Origin of the sequence: Flavobacterium sp. FlaQc-57 (genome assembly GCF_044007395.1) — a bacterium.
Taxonomy (GTDB): Bacteria; Bacteroidota; Bacteroidia; order Flavobacteriales; family Flavobacteriaceae; genus Flavobacterium.
Map to the genome: position 1 here is coordinate 583,434 of NZ_JBIPDA010000002.1, position 18,903 is coordinate 602,336.

The 18,903-nt window shown below is 33.3% G+C and carries 23 protein-coding genes; all 23 read right to left on the reverse strand.

Translation table 11 applies throughout. The features are described 5' to 3' along the window. Positions 1 to 4: 4 nt before the first annotated feature. Positions 5 to 640 carry a hypothetical protein gene (locus ACHRVZ_RS08475; protein ID WP_395421872.1) on the reverse strand — a complete coding sequence of 212 codons (636 nt, stop codon included), beginning with the start codon at positions 638 to 640 and terminating at the stop codon, positions 5 to 7. Beyond that, entirely contained in the window at positions 606 to 1,241 is a 636-nt protein-coding gene (locus ACHRVZ_RS08480; RefSeq protein ID WP_395421874.1) for an outer membrane lipoprotein carrier protein LolA, read from the reverse strand. The genes ACHRVZ_RS08475 and ACHRVZ_RS08480 overlap by 35 nt, the downstream gene beginning before the upstream one ends. Further along, entirely contained in the window at positions 1,231 to 2,007 is a 777-nt protein-coding gene (locus tag ACHRVZ_RS08485) for a polysaccharide deacetylase family protein (protein ID WP_395421875.1), read from the reverse strand. The genes ACHRVZ_RS08480 and ACHRVZ_RS08485 overlap by 11 nt, the downstream gene beginning before the upstream one ends. Further along, positions 2,004 to 3,065 (reverse strand): beta-ketoacyl synthase N-terminal-like domain-containing protein, encoded by a 1,062-nt coding sequence (locus ACHRVZ_RS08490; protein ID WP_395421877.1) that lies wholly within the window; start codon positions 3,063 to 3,065, stop codon positions 2,004 to 2,006. The genes ACHRVZ_RS08485 and ACHRVZ_RS08490 overlap by 4 nt, the downstream gene beginning before the upstream one ends. A gap of 1 nt (position 3,066) precedes the next feature. Next, on the reverse strand, positions 3,067 to 4,263 hold the full coding sequence (locus ACHRVZ_RS08495; protein ID WP_395421880.1) for a beta-ketoacyl-[acyl-carrier-protein] synthase family protein: 1,197 nt from the start codon (positions 4,261 to 4,263) through the stop codon (positions 3,067 to 3,069). A gap of 127 nt (positions 4,264 to 4,390) precedes the next feature. Further along, entirely contained in the window at positions 4,391 to 4,648 is a 258-nt protein-coding gene (locus ACHRVZ_RS08500) for a phosphopantetheine-binding protein (protein ID WP_017496902.1), read from the reverse strand. 2 nt (positions 4,649 to 4,650) lie between these two features. After that, entirely contained in the window at positions 4,651 to 5,265 is a 615-nt protein-coding gene (locus ACHRVZ_RS08505; protein ID WP_395421881.1) for a 3-oxoacyl-ACP synthase, read from the reverse strand. 30 nt (positions 5,266 to 5,295) lie between these two features. Then, positions 5,296 to 5,934 carry a hypothetical protein gene (locus ACHRVZ_RS08510; protein WP_395421882.1) on the reverse strand — a complete coding sequence of 213 codons (639 nt, stop codon included), beginning with the start codon at positions 5,932 to 5,934 and terminating at the stop codon, positions 5,296 to 5,298. A 13-nt stretch (positions 5,935 to 5,947) separates the two neighbouring features. Beyond that, a complete protein-coding gene (locus ACHRVZ_RS08515; protein ID WP_395421884.1) occupies positions 5,948 to 7,087 on the reverse strand; it encodes a beta-ketoacyl-[acyl-carrier-protein] synthase family protein in 1,140 nt (379 codons plus the stop codon). 259 nt (positions 7,088 to 7,346) lie between these two features. Then, positions 7,347 to 7,796: an acyl-CoA thioesterase gene (locus tag ACHRVZ_RS08520; RefSeq protein WP_395421887.1), complete on the reverse strand. Its 450-nt coding sequence runs from the start codon at positions 7,794 to 7,796 to the stop codon at positions 7,347 to 7,349. Continuing rightward, on the reverse strand, positions 7,771 to 9,060 hold the full coding sequence (locus tag ACHRVZ_RS08525; RefSeq protein ID WP_395421890.1) for an ABC transporter permease: 1,290 nt from the start codon (positions 9,058 to 9,060) through the stop codon (positions 7,771 to 7,773). Before ACHRVZ_RS08525 ends, ACHRVZ_RS08520 begins: the two co-directional genes overlap by 26 nt. Further along, entirely contained in the window at positions 9,050 to 9,802 is a 753-nt protein-coding gene (locus ACHRVZ_RS08530) for an ABC transporter ATP-binding protein (RefSeq protein WP_395421891.1), read from the reverse strand. Before ACHRVZ_RS08530 ends, ACHRVZ_RS08525 begins: the two co-directional genes overlap by 11 nt. A 9-nt stretch (positions 9,803 to 9,811) precedes the next feature. Continuing rightward, positions 9,812 to 10,810 (reverse strand): BtrH N-terminal domain-containing protein, encoded by a 999-nt coding sequence (locus tag ACHRVZ_RS08535; protein WP_395421892.1) that lies wholly within the window; start codon positions 10,808 to 10,810, stop codon positions 9,812 to 9,814. Next, positions 10,810 to 11,214, reverse strand: coding sequence for a hypothetical protein (locus ACHRVZ_RS08540; RefSeq protein WP_395421894.1), 405 nt, complete (start codon positions 11,212 to 11,214; stop codon positions 10,810 to 10,812). Before ACHRVZ_RS08540 ends, ACHRVZ_RS08535 begins: the two co-directional genes overlap by 1 nt. Before the next feature lie 23 nt (positions 11,215 to 11,237). Continuing rightward, positions 11,238 to 11,702, reverse strand: a complete 465-nt coding sequence (locus ACHRVZ_RS08545) for an ABC transporter permease (protein ID WP_395421895.1) — start codon at positions 11,700 to 11,702, stop codon at positions 11,238 to 11,240. Positions 11,703 to 11,710: 8 nt separating this feature from the next. Beyond that, positions 11,711 to 12,142 (reverse strand): hypothetical protein, encoded by a 432-nt coding sequence (locus ACHRVZ_RS08550; protein WP_395421896.1) that lies wholly within the window; start codon positions 12,140 to 12,142, stop codon positions 11,711 to 11,713. Further along, entirely contained in the window at positions 12,142 to 13,275 is a 1,134-nt protein-coding gene (locus ACHRVZ_RS08555) for a beta-ketoacyl-ACP synthase III (protein WP_395421897.1), read from the reverse strand. Before ACHRVZ_RS08555 ends, ACHRVZ_RS08550 begins: the two co-directional genes overlap by 1 nt. A gap of 16 nt (positions 13,276 to 13,291) precedes the next feature. Further along, positions 13,292 to 14,194 (reverse strand): dialkylrecorsinol condensing enzyme DarA, encoded by a 903-nt coding sequence (locus ACHRVZ_RS08560; RefSeq protein ID WP_395421898.1) that lies wholly within the window; start codon positions 14,192 to 14,194, stop codon positions 13,292 to 13,294. Positions 14,195 to 14,339: 145 nt separating this feature from the next. Then, entirely contained in the window at positions 14,340 to 15,221 is an 882-nt protein-coding gene (locus ACHRVZ_RS08565) for a lipid A biosynthesis acyltransferase (RefSeq protein ID WP_395421899.1), read from the reverse strand. Next, positions 15,221 to 15,475, reverse strand: coding sequence for an acyl carrier protein (locus ACHRVZ_RS08570; protein WP_395421900.1), 255 nt, complete (start codon positions 15,473 to 15,475; stop codon positions 15,221 to 15,223). Before ACHRVZ_RS08570 ends, ACHRVZ_RS08565 begins: the two co-directional genes overlap by 1 nt. After that, positions 15,468 to 16,703: a beta-ketoacyl-[acyl-carrier-protein] synthase family protein gene (locus ACHRVZ_RS08575; RefSeq protein ID WP_395421901.1), complete on the reverse strand. Its 1,236-nt coding sequence runs from the start codon at positions 16,701 to 16,703 to the stop codon at positions 15,468 to 15,470. Before ACHRVZ_RS08575 ends, ACHRVZ_RS08570 begins: the two co-directional genes overlap by 8 nt. A 115-nt stretch (positions 16,704 to 16,818) precedes the next feature. Beyond that, entirely contained in the window at positions 16,819 to 17,550 is a 732-nt protein-coding gene (fabG, locus tag ACHRVZ_RS08580; protein WP_395421902.1) for a 3-oxoacyl-ACP reductase FabG, read from the reverse strand. Positions 17,551 to 17,670: 120 nt separating this feature from the next. After that, complete coding sequence (locus ACHRVZ_RS08585; protein WP_395421903.1) at positions 17,671 to 18,900, reverse strand: WG repeat-containing protein; 1,230 nt, start codon at positions 18,898 to 18,900, stop codon at positions 17,671 to 17,673. Between the last annotated feature and the right edge of the window lie 3 nt (positions 18,901 to 18,903).

Here is an 18,903-nt window from a genome sequence, read left to right on the forward strand (position 1 = left end):
AGTTTTACTCTGATTTAAAATGATTAAGCTCAATTTTTAACTTAATGTTTTGATGAATAATCTGAATATTCTCGGCAAAAATATTGTTTTCTGAATTAAATTTCAGCGTAAATTTTTCTTTTGTTTGAGATGAATGAATGACTTTTTCTAATTTGCCCTCTTTTTTAGAGATAAAAAGATAGTTGTCACGATTTCCATCATTCGATTTGTAAATGTTATACAATTCATTTTCAAACTGTTCCTGAATTAAATATTCCTTTTTGAGAAGTAATCTAAAATCTTCTTTTAAAGTATTGATCAGGATTTTTCGATCTAACTCTGATACAATCGAATTGACTTTGAAACTCTTTTCAGAAATTTCAAAATCTAACAATTTGTTGCCAAATTCAGTGGTGAAAACAATACGGTGTAAAGTGTCGTTTATTTTTTTGGCAATGAAAATTCCAGACAGTTCATTTCCATAAACCGTAATATTGGTTTTATAGACATAATCTGTTTTTGAATCTGAAAAATAGGGAACTTCATAAGACGTTTTGTCTAATTTTTTTGGAGTGTAGTTTTTTGTAACCGAGCCACAAGAAACCAGAACAATCGCCAAAAAGCAATTAATTAGTAAAAACTGAATCGTCGATTTTTGCATTGATCACTTTGTTTTTAAGTACAATTCTAGTATAATCTTCAGATGATTCTAATAGTTTTACCTGAACCACAGTTGCTTCTTCTTTATCAAAAGTAAGTTCAATTTGTTTGATGTATTTTTTCAGCGTAGCATCTTTCGGAATAAATTTTGCCAGATTTTGTCCTTTCAATTTAAAATACGAAATCGCAAATTCTTTATCATCAAACATATTTCCGCTTACACTTCCAACAATTAATTTATTGATTCGGCCAAATATTTTACTGTTGCCAATATCAACCGCACTTTTCTTTCCTTCGTCGTTAATCAGGATTTTTCCGTTTTTAAAAACAATAGTATAATTGTATGGTTTTTTATATTGCCATTGTAGTAAACTTGGTTCTTTAAAAATCATTTTACCAGAAGTTTCAATGTCTTTCGATAAAAAATCCAAATGTTTGTACTGAACAAAGTCAGTGCTTAACGTTTTGATTTTTTTAGATACAAGATTCACATCTTGTTTAAAAGACGAAATTTCGGCATCAGACATTTTCTGCTCTTGGGCAAATAAAGAAATCGTGCAGATGTTTAATAAAAAAAGGAATAGGTATATTTTAGTTTTCATAAGCTTTTAGATTCAAAAGTTCTTCAGTCGAAATCACTTTGTAATTGTTTTGCTGTAAAAATTGCAAAAACTGTTCCAGTACCAAAACAGAGTGTGACGCCGTGTCGTGCAAAAGTACAATTCCGCCGGGAGAAACACGTTTTATAATTCGATTGAAAATTAAACCTTGATTTTTTGTGCCGCCGTCAAGCGAACGAATATTCCAGCCAATCACTTTGTGTCCGGTCAGTTGCAAAGCTCTTCTGATCGAAGGCGTTGTAACGCCATAAGGCGGGCGAAAGAAATTTATTTTTTTTGAAGTGAATTTTTCAAGAAGTGAATCAGTTGTCTGAATTTCGTCAGTTATTTTTTTTGCATTATAAAAATCAAAAAATTTGGAATGACTGTACGAATGATTGCCAAGCAAATGTCCTTCGGCAATAATTTGTTTTACAATTTCAGGATGGATCTCGATATTTTTCCCAATGCAGAAAAATGTCGCTTTGGCATTGTATTTTTTTAAAAGTTCTAAAACCTCTAAAGTAAATTCACTTGGACCGTCATCAAAAGTTAAAGCAATTTTTTTCTCGGTTTCGGATGGATTATTACAATATGCTTTTACGTGATAATTAGATGAAATTCTGGCAGAACCTACAGCGTTAATTCCTAGCCAAATAAGAACAATTGCGATAAACCATAGCCAGCTAATTGCTGTATAAAGGTTCAAAAGAACGAGTAAAAGCAATAAGAATAGAAAGAATAACGAAATGTTTTTATGCGTTATCATTTTGTGATCAAAGTAAAACTATGATTTTTTCCATTCAATTGATTGTACAATAAAATGGTATTATAAGCTGGTTTTTTAACTGAATTCACTTTTACAATTTGAGGAATCTCCTGAGTTTTTATCACTTTAGAAGCCATCCATAAGGCAAAAGCAGAAGCAGTATCGTACTCGCCGCTCAAATGTTTGTAATACATTTGAGGGGTTTTTGCAAAAGCATTTTCGGCAATATTTTTATAATAAATATCAGATGCTACATTTCCGTTAAAACCTAAAACCACAGCGTCAAGATCTGAGATCTGTAAATTATTGGCTTTTAAAAAAGAGATTATTTCAGCTTCAACTTCGTTTTCTTTTAACGTATTTATGATTTCAACATCTAAAACCTGAGCATAAGTATTTTCTTTTCTTTCATTTTCTAAAACAAAAAAAGCAGCTCCTTCACCATAAATTGCACCGGTCGAAGTTGAGTTTAAAATGTTGGATGGTAAATTACTTTCGTCTTTAACACGTCCCGCCAATTTAAAAAGAGAGATCGTATAATCTCCGGTTTCATCTATTCCGCCCACTAAAATTGAATTCGCTTCATTTTCTTCGATTTGCATTTTGGCATCTAAAAGCGCAGACTCAAACGAAACTGCTCCGTTTACATACGTAAAATTATAACCCTTGCATTGCAATGTTAAAGCAATTTGAGCGCCAACAGTATTATGCGTTGATTGAATAAATGCAGTTGGAGTCAAAAACTCTTCATTATTATCAAGAATATTTTTCAGAAATTTTTCAGAATCTTCAATACATCCCAAACCAGTTCCGGTAATAATGGCATCGATATTTTCAAGCTTTGCATCTTTTAAGGCTAAAGCCGAAGCTACAATTCCGTTTTTTACACCTTTTGCCATTCTTCTGCTGGCGGCCGGAGAAATGTAATCTTTGTAAACAGGCGATACTATTGAAAGTACAGTTTCATTTTTGTGCTCAGTCGCTTCTTCTAAAAAAACAGTATCAAATGTTTTTTGAGTCGAAATACAACCTACTCCATTTATATATGTTTTTTTCATTTTAGCTTTTTGAGAATATAAGAGTAGAACAATTTCCTCCAAAACCAAAAGAGTTGGATAAAACGTGTTCAATGTTTTTATTTTTTAAGGACGTTTGTGGCTGTAAATCAAATTCTTCCATCGGGTTTTTGAAATTCAAATTCGGATAAACCACATTGTTCTGAATCGCCAAAACGCTGTAAACAGCTTCAATTGCTGCCGCTGCTGCTAAAGTATGTCCTGTAAAAGGTTTGGTAGAACTAAAATCAGGCACTTTTTCGTCTTGATAAATTCTCAACAAAGCTCTTCCTTCAGATAAATCGTTGTTTGGAGTTGCCGTTCCGTGCACGTTGATGTAATCAATTTGCGAAGGTTTTAAACCCGAAACTTCAAAAGCTTTTTTCATGGCTAAATAAGCACCATCTCCATTTTCTGATGAAGCGGTTTGATGAAAAGCGTCATTTGCATTTCCGTAACCCGAAACTCTTGCCAGCACTTTTTTATTTTGTTTGGCAACAATTTCATCCGATTCTAAAACTAAGTAAGCCGCGGCTTCACCAAGGTTTAATCCTTTACGATCATTGTCAAATGGTTTGTTGAAATCGTCTGATAAAATCATCAAAGTTTTGAATCCGTTGATGGTGAATTTTGCCAAACCATCAGCTCCTCCAACAATTACGCGGTCTAATTTTCCGGCTTTAATCAATCTGGCACCCAACATAATCGCGTTTGCAGCAGAGGAACAAGCTGTACTAATAGTGGTAACGATTCCTTTTAAACCCAATTCATCCGCTATTTTTTCAGCAACATCGCCTCCGTCATGACAAGCAATATACTTAACCAGTTCAGGATGTTCGAAATAGTCGTAATAATGCTTTTCAGTCATGTCCATTCCACCCACACTCGTAGCTGAAATAAGTCCGGTTCTAAATTCGTTTATCGATGTAATTCCTGCATTTTCGACAGCTTGTTTGGCCGCAATAGTGCCAATCATAGCCGTTCTCGAAAAGTTATTATCTTCAGTAATTCTCAATTCATTAACCAATTCTTCATTGGTTTTTTTAATTTCTCCTACCTTAATAATATCGGCATGAACAGTCGGAATATTTGAGATACGAGAAATACCAATTTTATTTTCGATCAACGACATATAATTTTCCTCGACTGAATTTCCAATCGAAGAGATAATTCCCATTCCGGTTATTGCAACACCTTTCATTTTTAGACTTCTTAGATTTTTAGACTTGCTTAGATTTCTTTATTAGACTTGCTTAGATTTTGCAGCTTTTAGATTTTAGAAAATTCTTGTCTAAGAAGTCTAAAAATCTAAGCAAGTCTAAGAAGTCTTATTTCGTTCTGTTAGCGCTAATATAAGCAGCCATAGTTTCGATCGATTGAAAAATGGTTTTTCCTTCTTTTGGATCAACCAATTTAATTCCGTAATCTTTATCTAAAATCACGATTAATTCAAGCGCATCAATTGAGTCTAAACCTAAACCATCTCCAAACAAAGGATCGTTATCTGCAATATCTTCGATTGCGATATCTTCAAGGTTTAAAGTAGTAATGATTTTATTTTTTAATTCTTCTTTTAATGCTTCCATGATTATTTATTATATAATGTATTGATATTTTCGTTTGTATATTTCGTGTTTTCCTCTTTGCTAATGACACAAAGAAACGCTTTGTAATTGTCATTAAAAAATTCTACCCAACCACAAAGAACCATATCTGCCTTATTCGTATTCAAAAGAATATCTGAGTAATTTGACATAAATTCAGTGTTAAAGGCATCAAATATAAAGAAAGAATTTTCACTTTTTAGCTGATGACGAATACTTATTTCGCCCAAACAAATATTTGGCAAAGTATAAACAAAAACCGCCGGACTCGGATAATAGTTTTCTTTGTCTGAAATAGATTCCTGATACTTAACATCGGTATCTAAACTTGATGATTTATTGGCCAAAACCAAAGCGATATTATTTTCTTGTTCAGTCGAAGTTATCGGACTCAAAAGCAATTCAGATCCTAAAAAAGCGAGTTTGCTCAAAGCATCCATTTTGAAAAACTTTGGATATTGAATGTCAAAATTGCGGTATGCTTGTTTGGAGAAATCTGCAAAATCAGTTGGTTCAATTTTGAATATGGAAGTTCCGTTCAAAACAATTTCGTTGTTTTGGATTGTGATGTAGGATTGTATGTGAGTTTTTTGAGTCATTTGTTTTTTTTAATCTGGACAAATCTGAAATTACTTTATTCGTTTTATAATTCCCGTTATAAGTGTTCGATCTAATAAATTACTTTTATAAACATAACTATCGCTGTCAAGAATTTCTATTATTTCTACATAAATCTTTTGACCAATCAAATAATCTAACTTTCTATTACTAACTTCTAAATAGGTCAAAGTGTAATTAGTTTCATCTATCCAGTCAATTTTGTATTTTGAAACATCATCTTGGCTTTTTTCTAGTTGAAACTCGTCATCCCTTTCAATTATTACATCAGCATAACTACCATCATTATATTTAAATGTGCCACTTCTGAATTCGAGACATTTTGAAATTTTTGAAGTGTCTAGTTTTTTATCTTTAAATTTTGGATTGATAAATTTAAATATATAATCATAACAGTTGTTTTTTAATTTACTGTCTGGATAATATTCTATGCCTTTTCGATACTCCACAACTTTTTGTATATTTTCCTGATTTTTATAAGTTGTTTTTTCAGGAATTACAGTTACAGAGCTTGTCTTGCCAAAATTATCAACGCAAAAATTAACTGTTAAAATCTCAATATTATTTGCATCATCAACAAAGAATTCATCTTGAACTTGCGCATTAGTAGTTAAACAAAAGAAAAAGAAAAGTGAGGTAATTAGTTTCATTTAGATTGTAGTTTTATTTCACTTTCTCAAAAACAACAGCCGTATTACAACCTCCAAATCCAGAAGCCGTTTTTAAAAAATACTCAATAGTTGCTTCTTTATTTTTCTCAATAACATTAACAGTTTCACTAACTCCAATTTCATCAAAACCTTTCGATTCGAAAAGTATATTTTGATTTACTGATTCAATTGCAATTATGGTTTCCAATAATCCCGAAGCGCCTAATGTATGACCGTAAAATCCTTTTAAACTATTGATTGGAGCATTTTGTAAATCTAAACGATTTAAAGCAATGGCTTCCATTTCGTCGTTGAACGGAGTTGCAGTTCCGTGTGCTGAAATATAATCGATTTTGTCTGAATTGATTTGAGCTTCTTTCAACGCATTCTGAATACTTCTAAACAAACCTTCGCCTGTTCTTGAAGGTCCTGAAATATGATTGGCATCGTTTATAGAACTGTCTCCAATAATTTTTATTTTAGCAGTTGCCAGATTCACCGAAACTAAAACCGCTGCGGTTGCTTCTCCTAAACTTACGCCGGTTCTGTTTTTAGAATACGGTTTACAAGGCAGATCACTCATCGCCTGAAAAGCATTAAAACCTGATAAAACAAATTCTGAAACTTCATCGCCAGCTACAACAAAAATATTATCGTACAACTCAGATTGAATCATTCTTTTGGCAACAGAAACCGCAAGAATTCCAGAAACACAAGCGTTTGAAACTACAATTGGCTGTGTTTTAAACATGAAGAAATTGGAAATGTTTTTTGCTAAAACATCTAAATGTGCATTATTAAAACTTTCTTCTGATTCATTTTTTAATGCCGTAACATTTCCTTTTGTAGTCGAAAGTATAAAAGCGGTTTTCGAATTTAATTCTACTCCCGAATTTTTAATAATTGGCTCTAAAGCCAAAATCATCATTTTCTCTAAACGAGAATATTTGGTTTCAGTGCTGATTTTTGCAAAAGCACTGTTTATTTTTTCATCATTAATAATAGAAGCATAAAATGGCATTGGCATTAAAGAAATGTCATTGTGTAGCTGAATACCCGAATCACCACGAACAATCGCTTCGATGTTCGATTCAACATCAAAACCTAAAGGCGTGATACAATTTGTTTGCGTGATATATACTTCTTTCTTCATTTTATGATTCTTAATTCCTCCTTAAAGATTTTTAAAATCTTGCAGGTATATTTCTTTTAACACATGGATACATAGTTTAGTTTGCTTGAAAAAGGCATTTCATTTGTCTCAATAAACATAGCTATGTGTAAAATCTAGATTTTATTTAATTCTTTTATTTACTTTTAAATTCTATGATTCTAGGTGTTTAATTTTTTTGCACGCAGATTTCGCAGATTAATGCGGATTTTCTATTTTTTAATTCGTGAAAATTGGTGTTCTATTTTAAAAGCCCAACTTTCTTTTTCCATTCCTCATAAAAAGGAGGATTTGTCAACATTAAATTTCCTTCTTTGTCTAGAAATACCTGAATAGTTTCGCCAGTGCAGGCAATATCGCCATTTGCATCCAGTATTCTAAAAATGTAAATCATTTTGGCTGCAGGCGTATCAACAACTGTCGTTTCTATGGTTACAACATCGCCATAACGCAAAGACAATTTATGTTCGCATTTTGATTTTACAATTGGAGTAGTATAACCCGTTGCTGCAATATCTAAATAGGTAAGTCCGTGTTCACGCCCGAAGGCTTCACGTCCATCTTCAAAATAGGTAATATAATTGCCGTGCCAAACAATTCCAAGCGGATCAGTTTCGTTAAAACGAATTCTGATTTCGTGTGAAACGGTTAGGGAAGTGGCTTCGTTATACTGTTCTTTTCTTTTTGTCATAAAATAAGGCAATGGATGTTGTGATTATAAAGAACAAAAATAACAAACTTATTTTTGGAATGATTTCAAGGAAAGAAACGTTGCGCAATAGTACATCGTAAAATGCTTCTAAACCCCAATTCATGGGTGAAGATTTAGCAATATATTGCATGATTTTGGGCATTGCAAAAACAGGAACCCAAACACCGCCAACAGCGGCCAGAATGAGGACACTTGTTGCGCCAAAAGGTGCAGATTGTTCTTGTGTAGTGGCAACGGTTCCTAATAAAATTCCGAAACCAATGGCTGCAAAACCTGAAAATAAAGCGACAATACTCATTAAAAATAAATGGCCTTCGATATTTAAGGATGGCAAACCAATATGCGGAAACAAGAAAACGGCGACAGCCACCATCATATAAAACTGAATCATACAAATGATCGAATACGTAATGGTTTTTCCGATTATGACAATTAAATTAGAAACCGGATTGGTTAACAATCGAACGAATGTTCCTTGCGATTTTTCTTTTACAATATTAATAGACAAAGGAATCACGATAAAAAATATCGCAAAAAGTGTCCAGGCAGGAACATTATGCTGTACTGAATTTGGGCGAACTTCTTTGTTGTTTATTCTCGGAATTATTTCTTTGAATGTGATGAAACTCTTTTGTTCGAATTCGGCATTTCCTTCTCCAAGTTGATTTTGAAAAGTGGTGTAAATTGATTTTGTTTCGATTTGAGAGATCATTTTATCAATTGAACTCATCACCGCATTTTTGAAACTCATTTGAACCGCTGGATCAAAATATAATTTCACCTCTTTTTCTTTGACTACTTTTGGTTTTTCAGTTTCCGCAGTGCTATCCGTTTCTGTTAAACCCATTTTGCTCACAATGTTCTCGACATTCTGATCAATTTTGGTTTGAAGATCAATGCTTAAATTCTCTGGAATTATAATCGCCAATTGAAACTTTCCTTTGTAAACGGCTTCTTTGGCAACTTCTTCAGTAATTGTTTTATTGTCGATTTGAGTGACAACACTAAATAAATTGCTTTTTTCTAAGTTCTCAAAAACAGTTTTAGAAACAGAACCTTTATCATTATCAACCAGTAAAATCTGAATTTTATTATCGCTAATGGTTTTAAAAGTGCTGTCCTGAATTAAGGTAACTGTAATCACCAAAACCAAAGGCATGATAAATAAAATAATCAAGCCGCCTAAATCTCGTTTAAGCAAAAGGAATTCTTTTACGACCGACATCCAAATTTTATATACCATCTCGCAAGTCTTTACCAGTTAATGAAATAAAAACGTCTTCGAGATTTCTTGCATTTTTAGTAGCATCAATAAGGGTTGCCGGAGTTCCTTTGGCATAAATTTGGCCTTGGTCTAAAATGGCAATATTGGTACAGAAATCTTCGGCTTCAGCCAAATGATGTGAGGTATATATAATTGTGGTTCCGTTTTGATTTAAAACTTTCAAATAATCTATAATCGCATTTTTAGAATGAACATCAACGCCAACGGTTGGTTCATCCAAAAACAGCACTTTAGGATTGTGAAGAATTCCCGCGATCAGATTGACTCTTCGTTTCATCCCGCCAGAAAAAGTTTCAATGCGTTTGTCTGCGAATTTTAATAGTCCCAAAAGATCTAAAGTTTCGATTACCTTATCTTTTAAGTATGCACCTTTCAATCCGTACATACTTCCAAAATAATGCAAATTTTCTCTGGCAGTAAGCGTTGGATACAAAGCATATTCCTGAGGAACAACTCCTATAATTTTTTTTATTTTGGATGAATGGTGCGTGTAGTTCAGATTATCAATTGTGAAATGTCCTGAAGTTGGTTTTATCAATCCGCAGAGCATGGAAATTAAAGTGGTTTTTCCGGCGCCGTTCGGACCTAATAATCCAAAAATCTGGCCTTCATTAATTTCCAGCGAAACATCGTTCAAAGAATACAGGTCTGCATCTTTGTACTTTTTCGAAAGGGATTCTATTTTTATAATGGGTTGCAAAATATATGTTTAGCTAATAGCTTTTTTTAGTTTTTTGAAAAAGATTTCTTCTCTATTGGCAATGCTCAAAAGTTCATCGGCAATAGCATTGTAAGCATCTTCTTTGGCGCTTCTGTTTTTGTAAATTCTGGAAGCTTCTACCGCAAAATCTCTCCAGGAATCACCAATTTGAGTCATTTCTTTCGAAAGTATTTTTAATTCTTCATTAGCTAAAATAACCGAAGCTTCTTGTAAAAAAGCAGCATATATAAATCTGAAACCTCCGCCGCCAGTTCCAATTTCTTCCTGCATACGAACCATTTGTGCCAGATAATGATTGGCTTTTTTGGTACCGTGTTTTACAGGCCATTTTCGAATTTGTTTCGAAACGAATTTTATTCCGCGTACACCAATAATTGGCATTGGTGCCAGCATATCGCGACAGGTATTTTTGATTCCTTTAATAATGGCACTTTTCAAATCAACATCTTTTGGAATTTGAATAGGATAATACATTTGTCCTCTTGGAGCAAAAGCGCCTTTGGCAAAACGCACTTTGTCTAATTCGTCGTGTGTCAAAGTGGTAACGGTTTCCATAACAGGATCGCTCACTAAATAATCGGTTTCAGTTTTTCCGTAAACAACTAAATTGTGTGCATTGAAGTGAAAGCGATACTCATCCGGAAAGTAACTCAAATGATAGACGCCAACTTGTAATCCGGTTGGAATGTTATTTTTTAAATTTTCATCCAAAGCTTTGTTTGCATTTGCTACAGATGAAAATTTTTGTCTTTTTATTTTTAAATTTAAACGATTTGCCAGTTTATTAAAAATTTGTCCAGGTAAAGTTCTATAGCTAATTGCTGGTGCGTGATTTACTTTTATAAAAGGTAAGTACACAAAGAAAAGCCCTGAACCAATACCAAAAACCATTGGTTCACTGATGTTCAGTCCGTTGTTTTTTAACAGATTCGATGCTACTCCATTTTCGCAATGAGCAGATTGATGATGTGTAAAATTAATTTGCATTACTCTGTTTTAATATTTTTTAATTCGGCTATTGAAATTTCAAAAGCGTCGGCATATTTTTGTAAAATTCTATTGTTTAACTTATTGAAAACATTGGGTTTAAAATGTCTTTTTACGCGCCACTTCCACATTCCAACATAACTGGCAAGAATGGTAAGATCCATTTTATTGAGTTCCATATAATAGCAAATCGGACTTACTTCGCCACTTTGTACTTGTTGTTTTGCGTCCGAAATTCGTTCGTTTATCTCGTCAATCGAATTAGAAAGTGCAATAGTTTTTGGTTCCCAACCTGTACTTAAAGTTGTGGTGTAATTCCCGTTTTCATCGGTTGCATACAAAAGTTCTTTGACATTATTTTTAGTTAAATTGCTTTTATCCTGAGGTACTTTTTCTTTCTCCATCACCTAATTTTTTTTGATTGGGATTATTGCGGAACTGAAATTGTTTTTTGAATGAACAAATTAATTTCGCATTCTAAAAGTGTTTTGTCGTTGAGTAAACTTTCGCAGCTCATCGTACATAAGGTATAATCGTCACCTGTGAATTTCGAAACCAAATTTGCTTTGGTAATAATGGTATCGTCAACTTTTGGCAACGAATGTATTTTAAGGTTTTTTATAGCGCTGATAAAACCAAGTACATTTACGTTTTCATTTTCTGTTCCGTCTTCGTCAAAAAAATATTTTTTACCAACGATAGACGAGCAAGTTTGAGCGGTGTTTTCTATTAAACCTGCTTCTGTAAAAATGTTATTAGAAACAAAAATATTGTCTTCTTTGATTAAGAATATAGTTTCAACAAAGTTGGAATCGATATCCAAAATTAAGTCCACCATAAGCATTGGCGCTCGGTGAGGCAGATAGTTTTGTATGTCAACTCCAGCTTTCATGCTTATAATTATTTAGCCAAAACGGTTTTCATTTGCCCTTTAGCAATTTCTTCATTATTTAAAGTTGTAACAATATCAACCAAAGTAATTCCTGCAAATTCCTGTAAAATAGTTACCTTCGATTGAATCGTATCATTAAGTTTTGGCAACTTCTTTATTTCAATTTCTTTAATAGAGCCAATGTATCCGGTTGGAGCAATTTCATTTTTTAGAAAAAACTGATATCCTGTATGTAAAGCCACAGATTGCGCCATATGCTCTATTAAACCTGCTTCCAGAAAAGTATTGTTATCAAAAAAAATATTATCATTTTGAATACTTAAACCAGAAGTTAGAGACGTTTCAGTAAACGAATACATTTTGTCTACCATAACAAAAGGGAACTTTTGCGGCAGTAGATTCTCTACAGCTTCTTTTTCTAAAAGTACGGTCGTTTCCATTAGCAAACGGTTAAATAAGCGTATGCAAAAGAGAATCGGCCACTTTCAGGAACTGATAAAAGAATTCGGTCTCCTTTTTTTAAATTTCCTGAATTCATCAATTCTTCTACAGCTAAATATATTGAGGCAGAACCTACATTTCCAACTCTTGACAGATTCATAAACCATTTTTCATCCGCCATTCCGATTCCTTTTTCGGTTAATCCTTTTTTCAATCCTTCAACAAAAAAGTTAGAAGAAACGTGAGGAATGAAATAATCGATTTGATCTGCCGAAATATTGTTTTTGGCCATTGCATCATGCATACTTTGGGCGCCTTTAGAAAGAATAAATTCGTCTAGTAATTTCACATCTTGCTTGATGGCAAAAACAGATTCTTTCAATAATTCTTCTGGTGCATAATCGCTCCATGATTTGATTTCACCATTTTCTAATTTATCACCGCCAGCATACATACAGGTTTCTAATTCGTAAGCATACGAAAAAGCTTCCATCCATTCGATTTTTAGAGAAATGGCTCCGCTTGGCTTATTTTCTAATAAAAAAGCACCCGCGCCATCAGATAACATCCAACGTAGAAAATCTTTTTTGAAAGCAATAATGGGCTGCTCTTCAAGATTTTTTAAGTTGGTTACTTCGTGATTGTATTTTTGAGCTAAGAGCCATGACGAAACTTTTTCAGATCCTGTGCAAATAGCATTTTTTGAGTTTCCTGCTTTTATGGAAAGAAAACCATATTTCAACGAATTCATTCCGGCACAACAAACGCCAGTAGATGAATTTAATTCTACCGATTTGTTTTTTAGTAATCCATGAACCATTGCAGCATGCGATGGTAAGAAAACATCAGGAGTTGAGGTTCCGCATGAAAGTACTTCCAGATCTTGAGGCGTAAAGGATTCGTCAAATAATTGTACAATAGCATTTCTGGTTAATTCAGCATTATTATGAGTGCTTTTTCCTGATTTGTCTACGGCGTAATAACGGCTTGTAATTTTATTATTGCGCAAAATGATACGTCTTGCTTTAGAAGCAGTATCATTGATAAGGCCTAAATAATTCTCCATCTCATCATTAGAAACGGCTTCATTTGGCAAATACTTTGCGGCTCTGGTAATATATACTTCAAACATAATCTAATTTCGTCTTCTAAACTCCTTGATAATATTGAGTTTCTTTTTTTATGGTTTTTAACTTAAAAGGGTAGGTAATAAGGTGCAATATATACACTATTGGTGAGATTAACCATATCGCCAGGAATAAATAAACATTAAATACTTTTAGCAGCTGTTTTCGGTTTTTTTGATTTTTATAAATGAGATTCGACCATTTATTAAATATTTTATTCGCAGTTCTATCTACAGTTACTAAATAGGGACTAATTTTAACTGCATTGATTGCTATTAACTGCGGTTGTAAGTTTTGAAGATTATTTTGATTGAATGCAGAAAGTATTACATCTCCAAACTTGGTAGATTCTTGAATGTCTTTATCTGAAACTCCAGGTAACGGAAAAATTCCAAGGTATTTTTTTTTAACTCCGGAAAACATCCACTCGACAATAGTAACCACACTAATTAGATTTCCAACGCGATCGACCAATGCTACGTTCCCTACTAATTTAGCATTTGCTTCTTGCAGCAAAACTTTGATTTTTTCCTGCGCCATAATCCACATATTACGAGAACCGCTAATAGTAATAACGGGAGTTCCATTTAAAATCTTTTTGGCTTCTTCACTTTTTAAAAATGAATTAATAGGAATGGAAGGCGATAAATACCAAACTTGATAATGGAATAATACCAAATCGAATTTTGTATTTAAAATTTCTTCCGGAACTGGTTTTAAGGCAGTTGGAATTTGAAGAAAAGATTCCGGGAAAGCATCAAAAAAAGAAGCTTTGTCCCATGGGAAAGGAAATGGTTTCTCTAATTTTATTTCGTGAAAAGTTACATTAATCTCCTCTGAATTTAGAAATGGTTTTGCAATATTTCGTGCAATGGTTTCTAGTTGCCCGGATTGAGAATAATAAATAACGAGAACATTTTTCATTTTGGTTGATGACTTTGGTTGCAAGCAAAAATAAGTAAATTTATTTAAACGAATTTTCTTGTTAGAGGAATTTGTAAAAGCTGAGATTGTTTAATATTTTTTGCCACTAATTCGTGCAAATTCGTGCAATTCACAGCAAGCTTTTTTAGCTTTTCAAATCATTCCAAAAATCGAAATAATTAAACCATTGTAAGGGATATTTATGCAGAATGTTTTCGACACTTTGCACATATTCTTTTAGCAAAGCTTTTTCGTCACGATGTTTTACTGTGGCTTCGCGCGCGTACAAATGATAATGAAGGTTTGGTTCTTTCATTACGTAAACAAAAACAACAGGAACTCTTAATCTTGAAGCAATTAAAAATGGACCTGCCGGGAAATTAGCTTCTTTGTCAAGAATTACTTCCGAAAGTGATTTGGTACCTTCAAAATATCGATCTCCGGTAAAACAAACTAATTCGTTGTTTGCCAATGCCGCATTGATCTCAAAAATATGAGACAGATCGTCTTTAATAATAATGAACTTTACTGTAGGTTTTTGTGTAACGCTTTCCAGATAATTTTTGATAGCGGAATGTTCTAAATCCGTAGTGACCAAATTAATTTGAAAATCAATGTCAATATCACCAAGAAAATGCTCGGCAATTTCAAAATTACCAACATGGGCACTAATTAAGACACCGCCTTTTTTCTCGGCTAAAAGTTTTTTTAGCACTTCGATTCCATCAAATTCATAGGTGAATTTATTTCGCATTCCTGCCGAAATGGAAATTTTATCAATAATAGTTTGTCCAAAAGTATAGTAACTTTTGAAAACCATTTTTTTAGATTTAAAGTAGGAATATTGAAGTCGCTCTTTAAAATAATAAGAAATAGCCCGATTGCTTTTCTTTAAAAATAAAAAGTAATAAGAAGCAACAAAATAAAGTAAGCCGTAAGCAGCCTTAACACCCGCTTTTTGTATTAAAAAAACGAATATTTTATAGCCTAAAACTGTTCCTTTTGATTTGCCATCCCATTGACTCATTAAACAGCTTTAGCTTTTAGTTTGGTTTCAATAAGGTCATAAAAACTTTGAAAATCAGCGATTCCAACAAAATCAGCTTCAACCAGTTTTACACCAAAGTTAGATTCAATCGAAACTACTAAATCTACATAATCTAAACTATCTAACCCAAGTGTGTCTTTCAAATTAGCATTCGGCTCAATGTCGTCATTGTCTACTTCAAATTCATCAACCAAAAAACCATTAATTCTTGCTATAATCTCTTCTTTATTCATCGTTCAATTTAAACTTTTTAACCACCAACGCAGAGTTGGTTCCTCCGAATCCGAAGGAATTGGACAAAAATATGTCAAATTTTTTGTTTAAAGTAGTTTTGACCAAATTTAATTTAGAAGCATCTTCATCTGGATTGTCTAAATTGATGTTTGGCGCAATGAAATCGTTCTGCATCATTAAGATAGAATAGATGACTTCGCTTGCTCCGGCCATCCAGCATTCATGGCCTGTCATTGATTTTGTGGAGCTTACATATGGATTTTTTTCGCCAAAAACTTCAAAAATGGCTTTAGCTTCATTTCCGTCTCCAACCGGAGTTGAGGTTGCATGAGCATTTATATAATCAATGTCGGTAGCTTTTAATTGTGCGTCGTCAAGTGCTCGTTGCATGGCTATAGACGGGCCTTCAACGTTAGGAGTTGAGATGTGTCCTCCGTTTGATGAGAATCCGTAACCTACAACTTCGGCAATAATATTTGCGCCTCTTGCAATAGCAGATTCGTAACTTTCAAGAATTAAAGTTGCACCACCACCACTCGGAATTAATCCGTCGCGATCAGTATCAAATGGACGAGAAGCTTTTTCAGGTTCATTCTCTCTATTCGAAAAAACACCCAAACCATCAAAACTGCTCATTGCATATTTATTGATTTCTTGTGCTCCTCCAGTAATAATAATATCCTGAAAACCGCTTTTTATTAAAAAATATGCCAGACCAATAGAATGTGATCCACTGGCGCAGGCAGCACTTATAGTAAGGTTGATTCCACGTAGTTTAAATATCGTTGAAAGATTCATTGTTACCGTAGAATTCATGGATTTGAAAATTGCTCCTGAACCTATTAAAGCAGTATCTTTTTTTTCGCGGACAATATCCGTAGCGTCAATAATAGCTTTTGAAACACTATCATTTCCGTACATAATTCCAACTTCACGATGGTCAAAAAAAGCATCATCAATGTTGGCATCTTTCAAAGCTTGAATAGTTGCCATATAAGCATATTCAGTCTCTTCGCCAATGCTCATACGTTGTCTGCGGGTCAATAAATTTTTCAAATCAGCTTTCGGAACCATTCCTGTTAAGGCAGATTGAAAACCAAATTCTTTTCTTTCAGCATCAAACTGAATTCCGGATTTTCCGTTGTATAGAGATTCTTTTACTTCATCTAAAGAAGTTCCGATACAAGAATAAATTCCCATTCCAGTAATTACAACTCTCTTATTCATCGTCTTTTATTTAGTCCTTGAGTATATTGTTTTTAACACATAGAAACATAGCTTTTGTAAACTTAAAAAGGCGTTCACATAGTCATTTATGTTTTTATGTGTTAAATGTAAAATTTTAAGAATATATTCCTCCGTTTATGTTGATTATTTCTCCTGTAATATAACTTGCTTTTTTCGAAATTAAAAAGCTTACCAAATCAGCTACTTCTTCGGCTTCTCCAAAACGATTTACGGGAATTAGTTTTAGTAATTCTTTTTCGTCCAATTGGCTTGTCATATCGGTTCTGATAAAACCTGGTGCTACACCATTTACAGTAATGTTTCTTTTTGCAACTTCTTGAGCCAAAGCTTTTGTAGCAGCAACAATTGCACCTTTTGCAGCCGAATAATTGGTTTGTCCCGCCGTTCCTTTTACGCCAGAGACAGAAACCATATTCACAATTCGGCCATATTTGTTGCGAAGCATTTTTTGAATAAAAAATTGCGTCACATTAAAAAATCCGTTTAAACTTGTATTGACAACACCATTCCAATCTTCGGGAGTCATCCACATAAAAAGGCCATCTTTTGTAATTCCGGCATTGTTTACAATAGCTTCTACAATAGCTTCAGGATTAGCGTCCTGCCATTGTGTTAATGTTTTTTGTACTTCTTCAAAATTAGAAACATCAAATCCTAAGATTTCTCCCGTTGCTCCTAATTTTTGTATTTCCTGCAGTGTTTCCTCGGCAGCAGTTTTATTGGAGTGATAATTAATCAAAATATGATAATTGGCTTCAACAGCTAATTTTTTACAAATAGCACTTCCGATTCCTCTTGAACCACCTGTTACTAATACACATTTCATTTATGTAAGTTTTATTTTTGTAGATCATAAATGATACCGCTTTTAATTATTGGTCTTTTTGACGCAATTTTTAGTGGCGATTTCACTTAAGTAGATTTTATTTTTTATTGGAGATAAAAGTTATTTCTTCTTTTTAGCAGCTGGTTTTGCAGTAGTTTTTGTTGCTGATTTTGTTGTTTTTACTTCCTGTTTTGGTTTCTCGGCAGCAATTTCAACAGGTTGAATTTTTTCTGGAGTTTTTGAAAATAATTCAGCATTTTCGAACCATTGATTACTTAATACAGTTCCGTCTGGTTTAAGAAAACCCCATTTTCCTTCGTTTTTGACTCTTGCAACACCATCAATAAAACCTTTGTCTTGTTGTACAAACATGGCAATAATTCCGTTTGCAGTGATACCATATTGTGTCGGGATTATTAATTTTCCTGATTCATTAATGAATCCCCAGTTTTTTTCTTTTATAGGAGCCAATCCGTTTGTACTAAAAACTTCTGCATCACTATAAGTTGGCGGAATTATAAATTCTGCTTTTGGATTAATGTATCCCCATTTTGATCCTACGCAAACCGGAGCTAAGTTTTTTGAAAATGCTTTTGCTTTATCATATATAGGTAGAATTGTCCAATTTCCTTTTAAGTCAATAAATCCAATTTTTCCATTCTTTTTAGCATAAGTCAAATCCTGAGTTTCAAAATCCCAGATTTTTTCGGCACCATCAACAGGAATAAAAGTTCCGGCACTCACGATTCCAAAAGTCTTATCTTTTCTTGCCCAGGTTGTATTTTTAAAATAATTACCAATTTCATCATAAACAGGTTCTACTAATTCTTTACCAGCAGTATTAATGATTCCCCATTTTTTATTTAGCTCAACTCTTGCAAAACCATTTTCAAAAGGCTTGATCTGATCGTATTTTGGTTCCAGAACAACGGTCATTTTATTGTTGATTAATCCAACTTTATTGTTCTGTCTAAAAAAAGCAACACCATCGTTAAAATCAAAAAGTTTATCTGATGCGGGAGCTTTTTGAATTTCGCCTTTAGTATCAATATAAACCCAGTCCTTATCTTTTTTTACAATAGCAATTCCACTATTAAAATCTTTTGCATCACTAAAAGTTGCTGGAATTACCCACGTCCCTTTTGTATCAATAAATCCCCATTTTCCATTGTCTTCTACTGCAGCCAAGCCTTCAGAAAAGCTCTTTGCTGATTTGTATTGTGGCTCGATTTTAAAGTTTCCGTCTTTAGAAAGATATCCAATTTTAGCGTTTTTTTTAACCAAAGCCAATTCTTGACTATTAACAAATTGAATGCAGCAAACGAATAAAAAAATAAGTGTTTTTTTCATGAT